The following is an 18,247-nucleotide window of genomic DNA, read 5'->3' on the forward strand; positions in this document are numbered from 1 at the left end:
TCAACATCCTAGTAAAGAAAACCAGCTAGCAGTTTACTAAGAAGTGACTGAAGTTCAACACATAAGCCATCGCTTAACCAGTTCTGTACGGCAAGGAAACGCTACGACTAAGTTAACCAATGTTTTGTGACAGCCAAACGGCTAAACCAAACTAAGAAAATCCCCCAAAGGATCACTACACTTGGCATCACAAGAGCATCAGAGCCTAATACCGCTGCCGCCTGCTGAATCCCAAATACATAACCCATCTGCACCAATACCGCCACCAGTGACGCGAGCAACACTTTATAAGAGAAGGCTTTTTTAATCAGTAGAAACAGACAACCGATAACGCCAGAAACCACCGCAAAACCAAACACAAAGTTGAGCCAAGCGGGTGTCGATTCATAGAGCTTAATCTGATCAGGACTCATCTGCGCCATGGCGTCTGGCGTCATAGTCATTTGAATAACAAAGGCCAATAATCCCATGATATTCCAAAGCAAACTAACGACTGCGATAACGTAAAACCACAATGGCGCCTTGGTAACACCAATGGAATGCTTGGGTGTACTCACAACCATCTTTTTCTCCGTTGGGCTCAAGACTCATTCCCATGAAATACGATGAAAACACGATAAAACCAGCTCAATAAAAAGGGATGGTAAAACCATCCCTTAGCTCTGAGTTTAGCTCACAAAATAAGTTGTGAGCGTATTAACACGTATTTAACGGCGACGGCGCTGTAATCCAAATAGTGATAACAAGGCTAAGCCTAAGTAACCTAGTGCACCACCATCATCCTTAGGCTTTGGCTCAGGTTTTGGTGGCTCAACAGGTGCTGGATAGCTTAATGCAACTATCACAGGGTCATGGTCTGAAGCAGAAAACGCATTTTCAGATTTTACGAGATTACCTGAGAATTTTTTGCCGTATTCGAACAGGGTAGACTCCACAGAGTTGATATGCCAATCTTCAATATCCACTAAACGCTTGGCGAGACTTGTGTTTGCCAAGGCATGGTCTAGGTTGCCTAACTCACCATTGTAGCTGTATGAGTAAGTGCCAGTACCGTGAGCTTTAGTATTGAGATTGATAAGACCATAACCTTTCTCAATCTTGCTGCCTTGGCGTTCAAACACTTTGCCATTTAAGGTTGTCCAAGAGGCGGTCATGATTGCACGATCGGACTTGCTCGCATCGTAGTCGGTCAATACACGGATAGGATCTTCCATACCGTAGGCATTCATATCACCGATAACCAGTAAATCGCCTTTTACGTCTTTCAACGCTTCACCGATCACTTTAGCTGCTGACACGCGGAAAGCATTACACTTACCTTGCTGATCCGCAGGATCAACAGACTCTTCGAAGTTAACCCAATCCTCCAAACAGCCTGAGCCTTTTGATTTCAGATGGTTAACAACAACGGTTAGATTTTCATTATGGATCTTAAAGGTTTGCGCTAAGCTGTGGCGTTGGTAAGCATCGTTACCTGGGTTAGTCTCAGTCTTACCCTCTTTAATGCGAGTCACACTGCCTGCACTCGCATGTTGCTCTGGGGTATCAATAGTGCGAGCAGCACCTGCAAGGCTTACTTTACCCGCACGGTACAGCATACCAACGGTAATCGCATCGCTACCGAAGTACTTACCGTCGTATTTATCTTCATCGACGATTTCAATATAGCTGTAAGCATTTTCAGCAGTTTGCTTCTCGTTTAAGGCATCGACTAAGTTCTTAATCGCGCTCTTTTCGCCAAAACCGTTGTTAGCAATTTCCATCAAGCCAACGATATCGGCATTCATGGCAGTAATGGCACTAACGATTTTCGCACGTTGTAACAGCATTTCTTCTTCGGTCAATGCGCCGCGGTTGCCACCCGATGGGTTAGTATCACCACCCACAACATCATTGAAGAAGTTCAGTACGTTAAAGCTGGCCACACGGATATCACCTTTAGTCGCCACACTTGGTGCATCTGTTCTATCATCGCCGCGGATAAAATCGCCAGCAGTAATAGTGTTCGTAGCCACTAAACGGTAAGCCCCGTAGCTATAACCAATCACCCCTTGCAGATTGGTCAATTGATCACCGACGCGGATATAACCTGTTTCAGCATTAAAGTCAGGGAAGTAAGGAATTACACCGTCAGCAGGTTTGTAATCGGATTCGATAAACAGCTGATTTTCTAGGTTAGATTTAACTAATGCCGTTGCCTCTGGAGAAAGCGCTGGGTATAACTGGGTTGGCTTCATCAAGGGTTCTTTGTAAGACACCAACATGTTATTACGCTTGCCCGCATAGTCGAAGCTAAAGGTGCGGCTGATCTTCAGATCACTGCCCGCATCTAATAGCACGTTCATGCCTTCATAACGCTCTAAAGCCTGCGCGAATGTTTCTCCCTCGGCAACATAGAAAGGCGCTGCGACAGGAACTTCCCCCTTCGCGCCCACTTCAAATTTTTTATCGGTTTTAATATCAATTTGGGTTAGACCGAAGTATTCCTTGACCTTACCCTGAACACAGATTTCAACCCCAGGTTGGATCGCTGCTGGCGGTGTTTCACCTAAAAAGACAAATACACCATCGGAAGTATATGGCGAGTTATCACCCTTCACTTCTTGCAAATAAAAACCTTTGAACAAACTCTCGCCACGGGCAGTCACCACCCCGCGAACCGTCACTTCACTTTCAGACTCAAATGCACCTTGAGGAACATAAGGGCTAGATTCGCCAGCACCTTGTACTTGATAAATAGGAACAATTTTCGCGCCACTGCAACTAAATACAGGTGTTTCTGGTGCGGTTGGCGTATTCAGAGAACCAAGACCAGTGAAAGTATCTTTAGGTAATTGTTCCCACTGGGCAGCATTAAAGACGGTGTTTGCAACTAATGAGTCTAGTTTACGCTTAAGGGTAACATCGAGTCCCCAACCGACTGGCGTTGGCACATCACCAATAATATCAACCACGGCGCCATCTTTAACCAAAGCGACAGCATCACCACCGTTAAAGCTTAAGCTACCAGAAAAACTATCGACGCCTTGTGGCAGGGTAATGACACCGCTTGAATTGAGAATCACTTTAGTGGCTTTAGGCGCAATGCTCTGGCCATCTAATACTTGCATATCTGACGCATCTGTTGCGCCATCTTTATAACGAACGAGCTTATAACCTGTGAGATCAATTGCCGCATCACCGCTGTTATACAATTCGATAGCTTTGTTATTAGAGCTACCTTCAACATACTCGGTGATTATGACATCGGCACTTGCCATCATAGGCAACGCCGCGGCTACAGCTAAAGAAATAGCCGTCAACTTATTAACATTTTCCATATCAACAACCCCATTATTATAATATTGCCGCTAATTTTTATTAACGTGCGGGCGGATTATTCCAGAGTTGTAGGGCTAAAAAAAGGGGGCAAGATCTCACTATGCATGCATAACATATTGATGGAAATGTAATTTTACAGAGTAAATTGTCTTACATTCAGAACAGTGCCATAACACAAAATTATTAAATAGCGATAAAACAATAAGTAAGAAAAAGACATCTAGTCCCCCTAGTTAACCTAAGTGAACAAATAATAATCGCAAAAAAAATATGATATTTTTATGATATTTTTAAACATGCCATTCTGAATAAGCGTATTAAATTTGTTGCTTTAAATATGCGTTATTCATTTAAAACTTAATCAGTGTTACATCGTTCTAAAATAATGGCTTATTGATACAGCAATATCTTGTTATTCAAATAGCAAAATAAAACACTAACAAAGCTAAATAGCCTGTTATAACTCGGTTTGCTAATGAATTAAAACAAAAGTAGGATTTAACAGCATAAAAAAATACCGCCAAAAGGCGGTATTTTTATAAAAGCATACTGTAACTAAAAATTACTTCTTAGCGGGTTCAGCAGCAGGTGCAGCTTGTGCTTTCTCAATTGATTTCAACTCAACTTCAAAAATCAGCGTTGAGTTTGGTGGAATCGTTCCAGTATCACGTTCACCGTAAGCTAAGTTTGCAGGGATAACAAACTTGTACTTAGCACCAACAGGCATTAACTGTACGCCTTCGGTCCAACCAGGAATAACACGGTTCAATGGAAATTTAGCCGTTTCACCACGTTTGTAAGAGCTATCAAACTCTTTGCCATCAATCAGAGTACCTACGTAATCTACTTCAACCGTGTCTTCAGCCGCTGGCTTTTCACCTGAACCAGGAGTGAGTACTTCGTATTGCAAGCCCGATTCAGTTGTGACTACGCCTGGCTTAGCTTTGTTTTCTTCAAGGAACTTTTTGCTATCCTCGAGATTTTTCGCCGCAATGGCTTTAGCTTGTTCTGTACGCTTGTCGTTTAATTTTTTGTCTAAACTTTGAAGAATGGTTTGCATTTCTTCTTCAGTTAACTTCAGCTGATCATTCAAACCATTAGTAAAACCTGTCACGATCAGCGTGCGGTCAACTGGTAGGCCTAATTCTTCTTGCTCTTTAATATGACCAGACATATAACGACCGATTGAAGCACCCACACTGTAGGCTTCTTTTTGTGCTTCTGTCGTTAATTCAACATTTGTGCTTGCATTTGTTGCTTTTTCTTCTTGATTACAAGCAGATAGGCCAATAACAGCCAATGCAACTAACGATAATTTATAAATCGATTTCATTAAAGCTTCCTCAGCATCCTCAAGCGGTTACAATAACCTAAGCGCGACAACTTTATACTAGTTATCTGGGTTATACCAACTAGATTCTTTATGGGTTAACTGTGATTAATTTCACTCTACCGAGTTAGAGACACCAACTTTAGGAGCAAGTTCATGAAGAAAACCCTACTGCTGGTAATTTGCACGATTTTTTTGACGGCTTGCTATCCTAAAGCCGAAGATATTCGCGTGCTCTCAAAAGACCCTTCTTACAGCGCAAGTCTCTCGAGTGATGGCACTCTCGCAATTGTCGCAACTCAGAATCAAGGAGTCCAATGTTGGGACTTAACCCAGCACAGCCTTAAATACCAATGGGTGCATGGCGACCTTAATACAGGCGTGGCCAGCACAGCCATTTCACCTAATGGAGAGTTCGCTGCATCGTTAAGCCGCGATTCAGTAGCACTATGGACAATAGCCGACGGAAAATCCGTAGGTTGGTGGTCACTGCCCGCATCGGGAGAAAGTGTTGCGGTAGCCAACAATGGGGTTTTGCTAATTGGTTTAAACGATGGCAGCGTAATGTCTTTGAATGCGGCAAAAACGGCACTGATCAAATTTTTAGGCCATAAAGAACGCGTCAATACGGTTGCACTGTCGGCGGATGGTCGCATCGCACTCACAGGGTCAAATGATATGCAGGCCATTTTATGGCAGGCACAAACCGGACAACCAATCCACACTTGGGATCTTGGCAGTCGGGTGACCAAAGTGGCACTGAACGACAGTGGTAGTTTAAGCTTTACCAATGGCAGTACGAATGAAGCAAAAATTTGGGACAATTCAAGCGGTAAACTTTTAAATCAATTAGCAATTAATCGTCGCCAAATGACCTTTTCAGCAGTACGTTTTACTGAGCAAGACAAGCAGTTATTAACGGGAACTCCCGCCCGCGAAGTCATACTCTGGCAACGCAGTTCGGGTAAACCTATTGCACAATGGCAAATTGCGTTGACGAAAAACAGCCAAAACCGAGGAGCCGTTGTATACTCTGTGGCAATTCGAGATACCAATAAAGTCGTTAGTATCAGTAGCCAAGGCTTAGTTGAGACTTGGCAACAATAGAGGTTAGCCATGCAAGGTGTACAACAACAAATTGAAGAGCTGCAAACTAAATTAGCTTTTCAAGAACTCACTGTCGAAGAATTAAACCAAGAGGTGATTAAGCTGAATCGACTCGTGGCCCATCAACAGCACCAGATCCAGTTATTAGTTGGCAAGTTGCAGGCAATGGAGCCCAGCAATATTGCCACCCAAGCTGAAGAAACGCCGCCACCCCATTATTAATAACGAACTAAAATCGTCAGCCAAACGATGAAGACTAAATATCCAGGGAATGCGATGTTTAAAAATGAGATACAACACTCCTGTCAGCCGCTACCGATTGCCCAGGTAGGGGAAGCCATTTTAAAACAACAGGCAATTGAAGTACGCGACTTTGATGAAACGCTCAGTCAGTTAGCATCGCAAATGGTAGCAAGCATGGTAGAGGCAAAAGGCGTCGGTATCGCTGCCCCACAAGTGCACAGCCCGCTAGCGCTATTTATCATGGCATCACGGCCAAACGAGCGTTACCCCGATGCACCGCTAATGGAGCCCGTTGTAGTGGTTAATCCACACATCGAGTTGGCATCTTTACAACTCGAAAAAGGTGAGGAAGGCTGTTTATCTGTCCCAGGACAACGGTTTACCATTTGGCGTCACCACAGTATAGTTGTGCGCTATCAAAACCTAGCGGGACAGTGGCAACACGCCGAATTAACGGGTTTTATTGCACGTATTTTCCAACATGAATTTGATCATCTTCAAGGGATCACTTTGCTTGAGCGTTCACAAATGCCACAGCAAACACTAATGGCACAAGAAGGTAACCCACAGGCATGAACACCACCTTCATTCACTCTTTTATCAGACCCACCATCAGCACATTGATGCTCGCCGCCATCTTCGGTTCGAGCGGCTGTGCCTATAACAGTATTTTTATCAATTATCCGGCACAAATCGCGCCAATCAAACAAGATCTCAATACCGCGACGCCCATGGCGGATATCGACAAATTAGCCAGTAATATCCAAGGCAATGACGGTTTGCTTTACGCTCAAGAAGCGGGGCGCATCGCTCAAGTTGCGGGGGATTTTGCCAGCAGTAAAAAATACTACGAGCAAGCGGTGGCGGCCTACACCGCCTTTGATGATAAAGCCAAGATTAGCGCCAGCGATATCGGCGCGACGGCGACAAGCTTAGTGTTAAATGACAATGCGATTCCCTACCGCGGCCCGGGCTTTGAGCGCATTATGCTGCACCAATATCAGGCGCTCAATTACCTATTCAGCGGCGACTATCAAGGCGCGCTAGTGGAAGTTCGTCGTAGTAACGAATTGCAAAGTTCAGAGCAAGAACGCTATCAAAAATCGCAAAAATCGGTACAAGCTATGGCTAATGGTACGGTCGATGCCGAAGTGAATAAACTTGGGCAAGCGGCAGGCACAGTCACCAGCTCCTTCCTAAATGCTTATAGCTATTACACGACGGGCGTACTACACGAAGTGCTTGGTGAACCAAACGATGCCTTTATCGATTACCGTAAAGCAGCCCAAATCACTCCTGATAACACGTATCTGCAACAGGATTTAGTCCGCCTTGCCAAACAACTCGGCATGCCGCAATACGATGAGTTTAAAAAGCGCTGGGGCGATGCCAAGCTCCCAAAAGCAGGTGAAGGCCAAGTAGTGTTGATGGTCGAAAAGGGCTTTGTCCCTGAAAAACAAGCGCTAACAGTGCCCTTCACTATCCATGGCAACTGGCAAACCGTGTCTCTAGCGACCTATGGGCCAAACAATAGCTATGTGCCAGAGACTCAAGTGCAGGGCTTAGGCACAGTGCTTAAAACTGAACCTATCGCCAATATTGATGCCTTAGCGATTACCGCCTTGAAAGAAGATTTACCCGGAACCTTAGTCCGCCAAGTTGCAAGGGTTTATGCCAAATCGGAAATGGCTTATCAAGTCGAAAAAAGTGGTAAACCCGGCAATAATGCCGCCGATATTGGCAGTATTGCTATGCAGATTTTTAACGTTGTTACCGAACAGGCGGATCGCCGTAGTTGGTTAACACTGCCGAAACAGGCACAAATTGGCAGGCGTTATCTCAATCCTGGGGAATACACACTGCAATTGGATAAAGCACCACCGGCAAAAATTGACGTTGCCGCAGGCAAGACCACCTTGGTCTGGGCAATTGATACTGGTAATTACACCCGAATTTATTCAATAATCATTTAACCGAGCGGTGAATGTTTGAATAAAACGAGTGTCATTAAGTTTTTACAATCACAAAATGGAACTGACTATGAAACAATTTAAACTGATTTTTGTGCTGGCTGCCGTGATGGGTCTGGCTGCATGTCAATCTAAAGTAGAGTATGGTGATGCCACAGAGGTTGAAACCGTTAACGAAAACTTTGGCTCAACGGATCTGCAAGCCATTGCCGCTAAAATGGTTGATAGCATGATGACTTTCCCACCGATTGTGGCCATGACAGCTAACAACCGCCCAATTTTGTTTGTCGATAGCATCAAAAACAAAACCTCTGAGCATATCGATACTGAGTCAGTAACCGACTCTATCAGCAACAAATTATTGCGCTCAGGCAAGTTCCGTTTTATCGACATGACTAAAGTCGATTCAGTTCGTAAGCAACTGGATTACCAAAACAATACCGGTATGGTTGACCCGTCAACCGCCATCAAGTTTGGTCGTCAAATCGGTGCCCAGTACATGCTGTATGGCAACCTATCTAGCATCGTTAAGCAAGATGGCAGCACCAAAGACGTTTACTACAAAATGACTATGCGTCTAATGGACTTAGAAACAGGTCTTATCGAATGGTCTGACGAAAAAGAAATCCGTAAGACCAAATCTAAGTCTTTCTTGGGCATGTAATCCCGCTCAAAGTAATAGGCTAATGCCGAAACATCCAAAAAAAGCCAGCATTTTTGCTGGCTTTTTTACATTTTTAACATTGGTTATCCATGCTAAATAAGGTAGTGTACTCGCCCAAAACACTAAGCAATGATGCCGCTTTTGTATGGAGAAGAGTTCGCGACACAATCAGGCCGACTCTTGACCCACGACGCCGCATCTACGCCACAAATAAAGTAAATCGTTGAAGGATTTAAGTAGTGAATTTGTTTAAAGCTAGCCTAGTCGCCCTCACCTGCTCGGCATTAATGTCGTGCGCCGTTAAAAGTCCTTTAAATACAGGGCCAAGGGACGCCAGTCCCTATATCAGCCAGTATCAGGCAAGCCTACGTTCACAGGTAATATCGGATGTGCATTATGAGTTGGATTTTCAACTGACGGGTGACACGCAATTCAGCGCAACAACTAAGATCCACTTCAATCTTAGCGAGGTTCCTAAGCAACTGAGCTTGGATCTAAGCAAAGCACAAATTAAGCGTTTTTTGATTAACGGAACCGCCATTTACCCCAATTACAATGGTGCCTATATCAGCTTAAACACCCGCTTACTGACCTCGGGTGATAACACAGTTGAAGTGCAATTTACCCGAGCGCACAGCACTAATGGCGAAGGCTTGCATCGCTTCCAAGATCCCGTCGATGGCAAGGTCTACCTCTACTCTCACTTTGAGCCTGCCGCTGCGCAACAGATGTTTGCAGTATTTGATCAACCCGATTTAAAAGCCAATTACAAAATCAGTGTGACCGCGCCGAAGGATTGGCAAGTGATCAGTACCATGCGCGAGTCCTCTGTCACACCTGCGGGGACCATTAATCGTTGGGAGTTTCCTGAAACGCCTAAATTAAGCCCTTACAATTTCTCTATGCATGCAGGCCCGTACCATATGTGGCAGGATAATTCCGGCCGCTATCCTATGCGATTATTTGCACGACAATCCGTTGCTCACCAAGTGACCCCACAGGACTGGTTTACCTATACAAAACAGGGGTTAACCTTCTTTGACGCCTATTTTGGTATTCCTTATCCCTTTAAAAAATACGACCAAATCCTAGTGCCAGACTTTCTCTATGGCGCAATGGAAAACGCAGCAGCAGTGACCTTTGCCGAAGATCATTTCCTCCACAAAGCTGAAATGACCGCCGAGCAAAAACAAAGCTTGGCGGGTGTTATTATGCACGAAATGGCCCACCAGTGGTTTGGCGATTTGGTCACGATGAAGTGGTGGAATGGCCTGTGGTTAAACGAAAGTTTTGCTTCTTTTATGGGTACACTCGCGACCCAAGAAGCCACCGAATTTACGAATGCTTGGCGCAGTTTTTATGCTCAAGGCAAACAGCGCGCCTATGAGCAAGACAGCTTAGTCACTACCCATCCGATTGAAGTGCCTGTAGCTACCACCCAAAATGCCTTCGACAATATCGATGCTATTACCTATCAAAAAGGCGCCTCGACACTCAAGCAGCTACGCCATTTACTTGGTGATCTAGTGTTCCGCCGCGGCGTGAGCAACTACCTCAAACAATACAGCTACCAAAATGCCGAGCTAGATGACTTTATCAATAGCCTCGCTAAAGCTGCGGGCAGAGACTTAAGCGCATGGACACAGGAATGGCTATACAGCGCTGGGGTTAACACCATTAAAGCCGAATACCGCTGCGACGGTAACCGCATTAGCGAATTTAGCCTGTTGCAATATCCCGCTAGCAGCGAACTACCGACACTGAGGGAGCAAAAAGTCCAAATTGCACTGTTTACTAAAGGACGTTTCGATTTAAGGCATGAGACCACAGTACCAGTAACCTACAAGGGCGAGCGTACCGAGGTGAAACAATTAGTCGGTGAGCGTTGCCCCGATCTGGTTTACCCCAACTATGATGATTGGGGCTTTGTGAAGGTGCAACTCGATGAAAAATCCTTCGATACCGCCAAGCAACAGTTAAGCCGAGTTACAGATCCGCTATTGCGCTCAATGTTATGGCAAAGCTTGTGGGACAGTGTACGTGAGGGCAACCTGAGTTTAGATCAATACCTCAGCACAGTATTCGTCAACGCCCCAGCGGAGAATGACTACACTGTGGTCGGTCAAATTATTTCTAGCTTGCTACGCAGTAAAGAATACCTCGCGCAGATCGCGCCTATTCAGCAAAACTATGCTGAAAATGCAGTTAAAGGCTTAGCGCAAATGAGCCTTCGTAAGACCATGGAGAGTCGAGGGGACAATGACTTCCAGCGCCGCTGGTTCGATGCCTATATCCAATTAGCCAGCGATCGTGACAGTTTACGTCATTTAGCGCAATTGCTAGACGGCACTACTAAAATCAAAGGGTTAACTTTAGATCAAGATCTGCGCTGGGCTATCATAATCCAGCTTAATCGCTACGACTTCCCGAATGCGCAGCAACGTATAACACGGGAAATAGCACGCGATAACTCAGATTCTGGGGAAAAAGCGGCATTAGCCGCTCAAGTGATCCGTCCTGAAGCTGCCGCAAAACGTCGCTGGTTGAGTAAAGTCCACGCCGATGTCCTACCGTTTGCTAAACAGCGCATCATCATGGAAAACCTCTATCCTGCGGAGCAAAAACTCTTAAGCGCAGCCACAGCTGAAGAGCGACTCGCAAACTTAGCCGATATGGACAAAAAGGGCCCAGTGTTTATGCGTAGCTACAGCCGTAACTTGATCCCAACCGACTGTAATTACAATAGTATTACCGCCTTGGATAAAGTATTAGACAGCCAAACAGGCTTATCTAATCTTAGCCGTCGTACTTTATTAGAAACGCGTCAAGCAGAGCAGCGTTGCGTGCTAATCAAAAATAAAATGACCCACTGATAATGAGTTGAAAAAGAAGAGGCTCTGATGAGCCTCTTCTTTTTGCCTTGATCTTTACCTTACATGGGAAACCTGTAGATAAAAATGTAATAACTCTTTCAATGGTAGTGGCTTAGAATAAAAATAGCCCTGATGTTGATACACCCCTTTAGCCGCTAAATAATCTACCTGTTCTTGGGTTTCCACGCCTTCGGCAATCATCTCCATATTCGACTCGTGTCCAAAGGCAATAATGGCATCGAGCACCGCACCTTTAAGATCTTTCGTACCAATGGTATCGATAAACATCTTATCTATTTTGATACTATTAATTCCAAGTCGCTGTAAATAGCTAAAACCGCCAAAACCCGTACCAAAGTCATCCAGTTTAAAGTCATAGCACAATGGTAAAACGGCTTTTATTTCAGCTAAGGCTAGCTCAAATTGAGTGATAGGTTTGCGCTCCGTCAGCTCAAATGCAATCCGCTTAACCATGGGATCTCGGTTTAAAGAGAACCATTGACTCAGCAAGCCAGACTCTAAGTGCTGCGCAACAATATTGATGCTTACCCAGCCTTTTAGTTGAGCTAAATCGCGATACACCTGATCTAGCAATAAATCGGTGATCGGTAATATGAGCCCCGAATCCTCAGCATAGGGAATAAATTGATTGGGCTGAACTAATACACCATCAAATCGACGCCAACGTACCAGCATCTCCTGCCCAACAACATCGCCTGAACGGCAATCGATAATGGGCTGATAATGGGGAATAAATTCTTTTCGACTCATTCCTTTTTGCAGCAACATACCAAGCGACACCCGGGCAGACTGCCAGTTCCAATAAAAAATCACAGCTAAAAATGCTGCAATTAACGCTGCAATAAAGAGTACGACACCAATGCGATAGGCTTCTTGCCAGTAGAGATCATCACCCGCCTTTAAGGTTAAAGTGACATCTAACGTTTTAATATAACGAGATTTCTTGATAATGCTGTGGTTTTCATCAAGATTTTCTGTCCCCCTTACCATGGGGGAAAGCCCTTGATAACTGATGAGTAATTGATAACAACCGTGGCAAAGGTTAGATAGGGTTTCGTTATAAACAGAGCTATTAGTCAGCACGACTAACTTCTGCTCACCTAAATGAAAAGCATAGGCAAGACTACGAGCACGATCGGTGGCCGCGACCGTTGTCGCAATATCGACCTGTTGTGAGCCAAAAAATAAACTTCGAGATCGGTCAAGATGGTAATTGACTGGCGGACCGATATTGGAGCATTTTTTACCATCGGCAAGTTCTAGCTGAATAAAACGAACAATTGCTGGACTCAAGGATTGACTATTGAGTAACGCAATATCATCTTCATTGCAGGTAAAAGATAATTTAGCAAATGCCCGTTCAATATTTTTTTGCTTAAAATCATCAACACCATTTGCAAAAGTAAGTGTTATTTCATCAAAATCACGATTAAACCTTTTTTCTATGCTATAGGCCGTCAACCAAGGATAAATTGTACTCGCTAAAAGTATTGGTAAAAGAAAGATTAAGCATGAATGTAACCAAGGATTAAAGCACCAACGAGGAAAACTCCATTTCATCTATACTACTCTCTTACTTATGTGTGGGTGTACTTGCTTATGACACTTTAGGAATACTATGCTAAAAAGCCTTTCAAAACTGTGCAATAAAACAAGTTCACCATGATATAAGCAACTTTTGAAAATACTTATACAAAACAAAATACGGTTCGCTGCCACAACTTTATCAAATCTGAATGATCAACCATTAATGCTTTAGCTATTTCAGCCGCTATACTTTATTAACGTTAGGTTGCTAGCGGAATTTAAAGGAATAGAATATGCGTTCAACACTTAAAACTCGCCTACTTTTTAGTAGTCTCTTTGCCGTATTCATCACTGTTGCAGTACTGGTTAGTATTTCAAGCTACGTCATTAGAAATCATGCTATAGGCAATACCCAAGGTGAGATTGATCAACTAGCGAATACTTTTGCCGAAGGTATTGGACTGTGGATGAAAGATAGAAAAACAGCCATTACAAGCCTTAAAAAGACCATAGAGGCTGACCCGAGTGTACAAATTACCCCTTATTTATTACAAGCACATAATGCAATGGGGTTTGCACTCACCTATTTTGGTGATGAGCAAGGCAACATGTACCGCCAAGATCCAGCGCTCAATACCGCAAACTATGACCCACGTGTCCGCCCTTGGTATATGGATGCCAAAGCCGCTAATAGCATGGTTATGACTGCTCCCTATGTCAGCGCCACCCTTAAAAAACAAGTTGTGACTATCGCTGAGCCAGTGATGGTTGCGGGCCAACTCTTCGGTGTCGCCGCGGCAAACCTTACCATTGACCAACTCACCGATGCGGTACAGCGGCTTGAAGTCCCCGGTAATGGCTACACCCTGATGGTAGACAACACTGGACTAATTATTAGCCACCCCAATAGTAAGTTAAATAATCAACAACTTACTAATATTGACTCTGATTTTACCCCCACCTGGCTATCACAACGCGCCAATGCCAATACTATGGAAGAGCGAGAATTAGATGGTGAGACTCAACTAGTCTATGTAGCGAACGTTCCGTCGACCGACTGGGCGTTAATATTTGTGATGAACAAACAAGAAATCATGTCGCAAGCGACTACGCTCGCTTGGTGGATGTCCGCCGTAGGCGCTGGGTTACTGGTAATGTTTGGTTTAGTATTAGTCGCAATCTTCAAAATGCAATTCAAAGACTTAGAACGAGTTGCTTTGGCACTAAATGATATCGCAGAGGGCGATGGCGATCTGACGGTGAGAATTCATACCGCAAACAGCCATGATGAAATTGGGATCTTAGCCTCAGGTTTTAACCGCTTTGTCGAACGTCTACACGGCATGATTTCAAGAATGCACAATATTGCGGGCCAACTTGAATACCAAGCTAAGGGCAGCAGTGCATCTGCGGCAGATAACAGCCAACGCATTGCGGTTCAGCAGGACGAAGTGACCATGGTCGCCACTGCAGTGACCGAAATGGCCAGCGCCACAGAAGAGATTGCCAGCAACGCCGAACATACAGCGCAAACAGCGCAAAATGCCGTGAGCCTCTCGAATCATGGTCAAAAACAAGTGATGCAAAGTCAGCAATCTATTCGTAACTTAGCAAATGAGGTTGATACCGCAGGACGTATTATCAGCGAGCTGAATGAGCACTCACAAAAAATTAATAGCATTCTATTAACGATCAGTGGGATTGCAGAACAAACCAACTTGCTTGCGTTAAACGCAGCCATTGAAGCCGCTCGCGCAGGTGAGCAAGGTCGTGGTTTCGCCGTGGTTGCCGATGAAGTTCGCGTATTATCGCAACGCACTCACTCATCAACCCAAGAAATTCAGGCAATGATTGAAACCTTGCAACAAACAGCTGGCAAAGCCGTAAAATCCATGACTCAAAGCCATGATATGGCAGAAACGAGTGTGGCTGATGCTAACTCAGCCAGTGAGAGCCTGCTGCAGATAAGCAAAGCAATTAATGAGATATCTGATATGGCAAGCCAAATTGCAACGGCCGCAGAGGAACAAACCTCTGTTACCAGCGAAATTAATCGCAATACCGAATCAATTCGTGAAGTCTCAGAAAACCTCTCTATTGAGGCCCAAAGTGCGATGGTGCAGTCACAGGAGTTGGCTCACTTAGCCGCCTCACTGCAACAGGAAGTGTCACGTTTTAAACTATAAATACACTTGTTGCATTGATATAAACGCCCGCTGTAGCGATTTTCGTTACAGCGGGTTTTAGTTAGAGTCTTAACACTGGCCTATAAGTGCTTTCCCTTCAAACCTTGATACCCCAACTCAATACGATTACCACCATTCTTTTTAGCCTTATACATGGCAGCATCAGCGCAGGAAATAAGTTGCTGTTCATCTTTACCATGCTCAGGATACAAAGCGACACCAATACTTGGAAAAATATGAATTTGCTGCTCTACAAGTTCAAAAGGCTGATTCAATATATCCAGCACTTTTTGAGCAACGAGCAAGGTATTGTGTGCAGAATCAACTCGCTCCAGTAAGATAACAAATTCGTCGCCACCAAAACGCGCGACCGTATCCGAAACTCTCACGCAGCTAAGAAGCCGCTGCGCGGTAATTTGTAACAACAAATCTCCCACACTATGTCCGTAGGTATCGTTAACCCATTTAAATTTATCTAAGTCTAGATAAAGTAAAGAGAAATAACTCGACTCTCGATGCGCTCGAGATAAAGCCTTCTGAAACCTATCGTAAAATAACTCTCTGTTGGGTAGATGAGTCAACTGGTCGTAGAGTGCTATCAGCTCTAAGCGAGCCAACATTTGACGACGTTCGATGGCGAACGCAATTTGAGTCGAGACAAACTCCACCAATTCACAATCCTGTGTAGTATAGCTTCTCGAACCTGGGTTGCTATGCATTATCAACGCGCCTATCACCCCTTTGTGCAATCTCAACGGCACGCCGAGCCAGCAATCTTTAAAAGTTACTGCTAATGGCGATGAAAGCGTATTCGACATGGGACAAAAGAGTAAGGATTGTCCCGTTTGAATGATCTGCTCAGCAAAATAATTAGCATTACTGATATATGCGATATTTTGCTCGGACACCGATAACTGGTAAGGAAAATCTAATTGATTTGAATCTTGGTCATAAAGCGCGATAGCAAAATTTTCTGCGGGTAAAAGTTTTGCAATGATCTGGTGGATATGACTATAGAGGGATAGCAAATCCTCGGCCACATGAACCGCCTCGGAAATCTCGTATAACGCGGCTTGCCGACGCTCAGCATTTTTATTTTTGGTAATATCGCGAGCCACCGCAACGCGTTGTTGATATTCATCAGACCAGCGGGCTGACCACAGAATATCCACTATGCTGCCATCTTTGCGTATATAACGATTTTCAAAATCGATTTTATAGTGATCTGTCATAATTTCATTGGCCGCAGCAAGCGTACGTTCACGGTCTTCTGGTAAAACCAAATCCAACATCTGCATACCAATCATTTCATCTGGCGTGTAACCAAAAATACGTTCAGCACCCGCACTCACAAATTCAAATCGCCCCGATTTATCCACCACACAGATGGCATCTAATAGCAAATCAATAAAGCGACCAAGTGAAGTATAACCTTCGTTTTTCACACGACTCTCCCACCACGCCTGCAGACAAAACGAGAATAGCTAACTGACTATTGCAGCTAAGCTGTGCATCCCTGTATAGAACCAACGCGCGAATACTCGATGATTAAGGTTAATAGTACATAATATCATACTATTAGAGTAGGTTAATTAGCATGGCAGTTCCACTATTACAACATTCCATACATAAAGCCGGATTGGACATTAGCTTAACCCAATAACAGCATCCGCAAGATGCTTAGGGCGTGTTGACGTTTCAGGGTTATTTTTGCAGCAATTTGGCTGGCGTTTATGCAAGGCAAAGTCCGTGCTGTGTAGTTATTCTACATAAACGGACGATAACGCAGCAGAAACGTCAGCCAAGTGCAGCCCGAAGGGTTCGTCTGGCAAGCCCTTACTCTTACTTTCAGTCATAAGAGCCGCTCGTCATTTGAGTAAACTACACATCATTCCTCGTTTCGCGAGCACGATCTTGCCAGAACGAACAAAATTTAATCTCGAAACGTCAACACGCCCTAGTATTTGACTGAGATAAAACTCTTTGAGCACAATAGCCAATTCAAATTTAGTTGATTATATCTGGAGTTATTTTGACGGCGCTTAAGTCACCTTTACACCAAGCGAATCATTTTCGCCTAGGGCTTGCAATGTGGTCTCATCAGCATTGGCAAAGCAGTGTTTATGGTGTAACAACTAAGCAAGCCGATCGCCTTGCCCGCTACGCAACCATTTTTAACACTGTAGAAGGTAATACCAGTTTTTACGCCACGCCAAATACACAAACAGTGATGAACTGGCACAGCGCAACACCAGATGACTTTCGCTTTACCTTTAAACTACCGCAGCTCATCACCCATCAAAGACAGCTGCAACATTGTCAGCAGGAACTAATGGAATTCTTTCGGGTGATGTCGCCCTTGGCTGAAAAAACTGGGCTATGGAAGATCCAACTTCCCGCCTACTTTGGCCCGGAGCAACTAACAACCTTGGCGCATTTTTTAGAAATGCTTCCCCAAGGCTTGACCTATGGCGTTGAAGTACGGCATTTAGCCTTTTTTGCGAAGGGAGAGGCTGAGCGAGCACTAAACCGCTTGCTGATGGATAAACAGGTAAATCGCATCATTATGGACAGTCGGCCCTTGTTTGCCCTACCGCCCGCTAGCGAAGCAATTATTGATGCCCATAAGAAAAAACCACAATTGCCCGTACATGCTATCGCAACTGCAAATGCGCCAGTGGTTCGCTTTATCGGACAAACCGATGGTACTATCGAAGCCTTAGCCGCCAATAACGATAAGTTACAGATCAAAAACAACGATAGCTTTTTCAAAAATTGGTTACAGCAACTTCCCCTCTGGATTAAAGAAGGTCGAGAACCCTATCTTTTTATCCATACACCCGACAATCAAACGGCTCCCGAGCTCGCAGTTCGTTTATATCAGCAGTTACAGCAGCAAATCGCCGCTGAGATTTGCTTACCAACAATCAAGTTACACACACCACCATTGGCAGATCCTACCGCGCAAATGCAACTCTCTTGGTAAGAGGCTGCATATCAACTTC

General features: G+C 44.4%; 13 protein-coding genes. 8 read left to right on the forward strand and 5 right to left on the reverse strand.

Features of this window, described 5'->3' with window-relative positions; translation table 11 throughout:
• Window positions 1–107 precede the first annotated feature (107 nt).
• From M0413_RS04225 to fkpA, 3 genes are all read right to left on the reverse strand, one after another.
• Window positions 108–563, reverse strand: coding sequence for a hypothetical protein (locus M0413_RS04225; RefSeq protein ID WP_144376427.1), 456 nt, complete (start codon window positions 561–563; stop codon window positions 108–110).
• A gap of 144 nt (window positions 564–707) precedes the next feature.
• Window positions 708–3,320, reverse strand: coding sequence for an extracellular exonuclease ExeM (gene exeM / locus M0413_RS04230; protein ID WP_249553253.1), 2,613 nt, complete (start codon window positions 3,318–3,320; stop codon window positions 708–710).
• 563 nt (window positions 3,321–3,883) lie between these two features.
• Window positions 3,884–4,654, reverse strand: a complete 771-nt coding sequence (gene fkpA / locus M0413_RS04235; protein ID WP_037414884.1) for an FKBP-type peptidyl-prolyl cis-trans isomerase — start codon at window positions 4,652–4,654, stop codon at window positions 3,884–3,886.
• A 153-nt stretch (window positions 4,655–4,807) separates the two neighbouring features.
• Between fkpA and M0413_RS04240 the strand changes: the two genes are divergently transcribed.
• The 6 genes from M0413_RS04240 (at window position 4,808) to pepN (ending at window position 11,508) form a co-directional block, all read left to right on the forward strand.
• On the forward strand, window positions 4,808–5,758 hold the full coding sequence (locus M0413_RS04240) for a WD40 repeat domain-containing protein (protein ID WP_069454367.1): 951 nt from the start codon (window positions 4,808–4,810) through the stop codon (window positions 5,756–5,758).
• 9 nt (window positions 5,759–5,767) lie between these two features.
• Window positions 5,768–5,980 (forward strand): SlyX family protein, encoded by a 213-nt coding sequence (locus M0413_RS04245; RefSeq protein ID WP_037414894.1) that lies wholly within the window; start codon window positions 5,768–5,770, stop codon window positions 5,978–5,980.
• 54 nt (window positions 5,981–6,034) lie between these two features.
• A complete protein-coding gene (gene def, locus M0413_RS04250; protein WP_055646807.1) occupies window positions 6,035–6,577 on the forward strand; it encodes a peptide deformylase in 543 nt (180 codons plus the stop codon).
• A complete protein-coding gene (locus M0413_RS04255; protein WP_055646806.1) occupies window positions 6,574–7,974 on the forward strand; it encodes a COG3014 family protein in 1,401 nt (466 codons plus the stop codon). Before def ends, M0413_RS04255 begins: the two co-directional genes overlap by 4 nt.
• Window positions 7,975–8,041: 67 nt before the next feature.
• Window positions 8,042–8,635: a penicillin-binding protein activator LpoB gene (gene lpoB, locus M0413_RS04260; protein ID WP_007645693.1), complete on the forward strand. Its 594-nt coding sequence runs from the start codon at window positions 8,042–8,044 to the stop codon at window positions 8,633–8,635.
• Between the two features lie 239 nt (window positions 8,636–8,874).
• Window positions 8,875–11,508: an aminopeptidase N gene (gene pepN / locus M0413_RS04265; RefSeq protein WP_088586785.1), complete on the forward strand. Its 2,634-nt coding sequence runs from the start codon at window positions 8,875–8,877 to the stop codon at window positions 11,506–11,508.
• A 54-nt stretch (window positions 11,509–11,562) separates the two neighbouring features.
• Here the strand turns inward: pepN and M0413_RS04270 are convergent, their stop codons facing one another.
• The gene (locus M0413_RS04270) at window positions 11,563–13,089 is read right to left on the reverse strand and encodes an EAL domain-containing protein (protein WP_249559186.1); all 1,527 of its coding nucleotides are present in this window, start codon (window positions 13,087–13,089) and stop codon (window positions 11,563–11,565) included.
• Between the two features lie 260 nt (window positions 13,090–13,349).
• On the opposite strand from M0413_RS04270, the gene M0413_RS04275 reads away from it, so the two are divergent.
• Window positions 13,350–15,242: a methyl-accepting chemotaxis protein gene (locus M0413_RS04275; protein WP_099457577.1), complete on the forward strand. Its 1,893-nt coding sequence runs from the start codon at window positions 13,350–13,352 to the stop codon at window positions 15,240–15,242.
• Window positions 15,243–15,322: 80 nt separating this feature from the next.
• On the opposite strand, the gene M0413_RS04280 is transcribed toward M0413_RS04275, so the two are convergent.
• Window positions 15,323–16,687, reverse strand: coding sequence for a diguanylate cyclase domain-containing protein (locus M0413_RS04280; protein WP_249553257.1), 1,365 nt, complete (start codon window positions 16,685–16,687; stop codon window positions 15,323–15,325).
• 587 nt (window positions 16,688–17,274) lie between these two features.
• Here M0413_RS04280 and M0413_RS04285 point away from each other — a divergent pair.
• The gene (locus M0413_RS04285; RefSeq protein WP_249553259.1) at window positions 17,275–18,228 is read left to right on the forward strand and encodes a DUF72 domain-containing protein; all 954 of its coding nucleotides are present in this window, start codon (window positions 17,275–17,277) and stop codon (window positions 18,226–18,228) included.
• The last annotated feature ends 19 nt before the right edge of the window (window positions 18,229–18,247 follow it).

The sequence above is a fragment of the Shewanella sp. 8A genome (assembly GCF_023475945.1).
Lineage (GTDB): Bacteria > Pseudomonadota > Gammaproteobacteria > Enterobacterales > Shewanellaceae > Shewanella > Shewanella xiamenensis.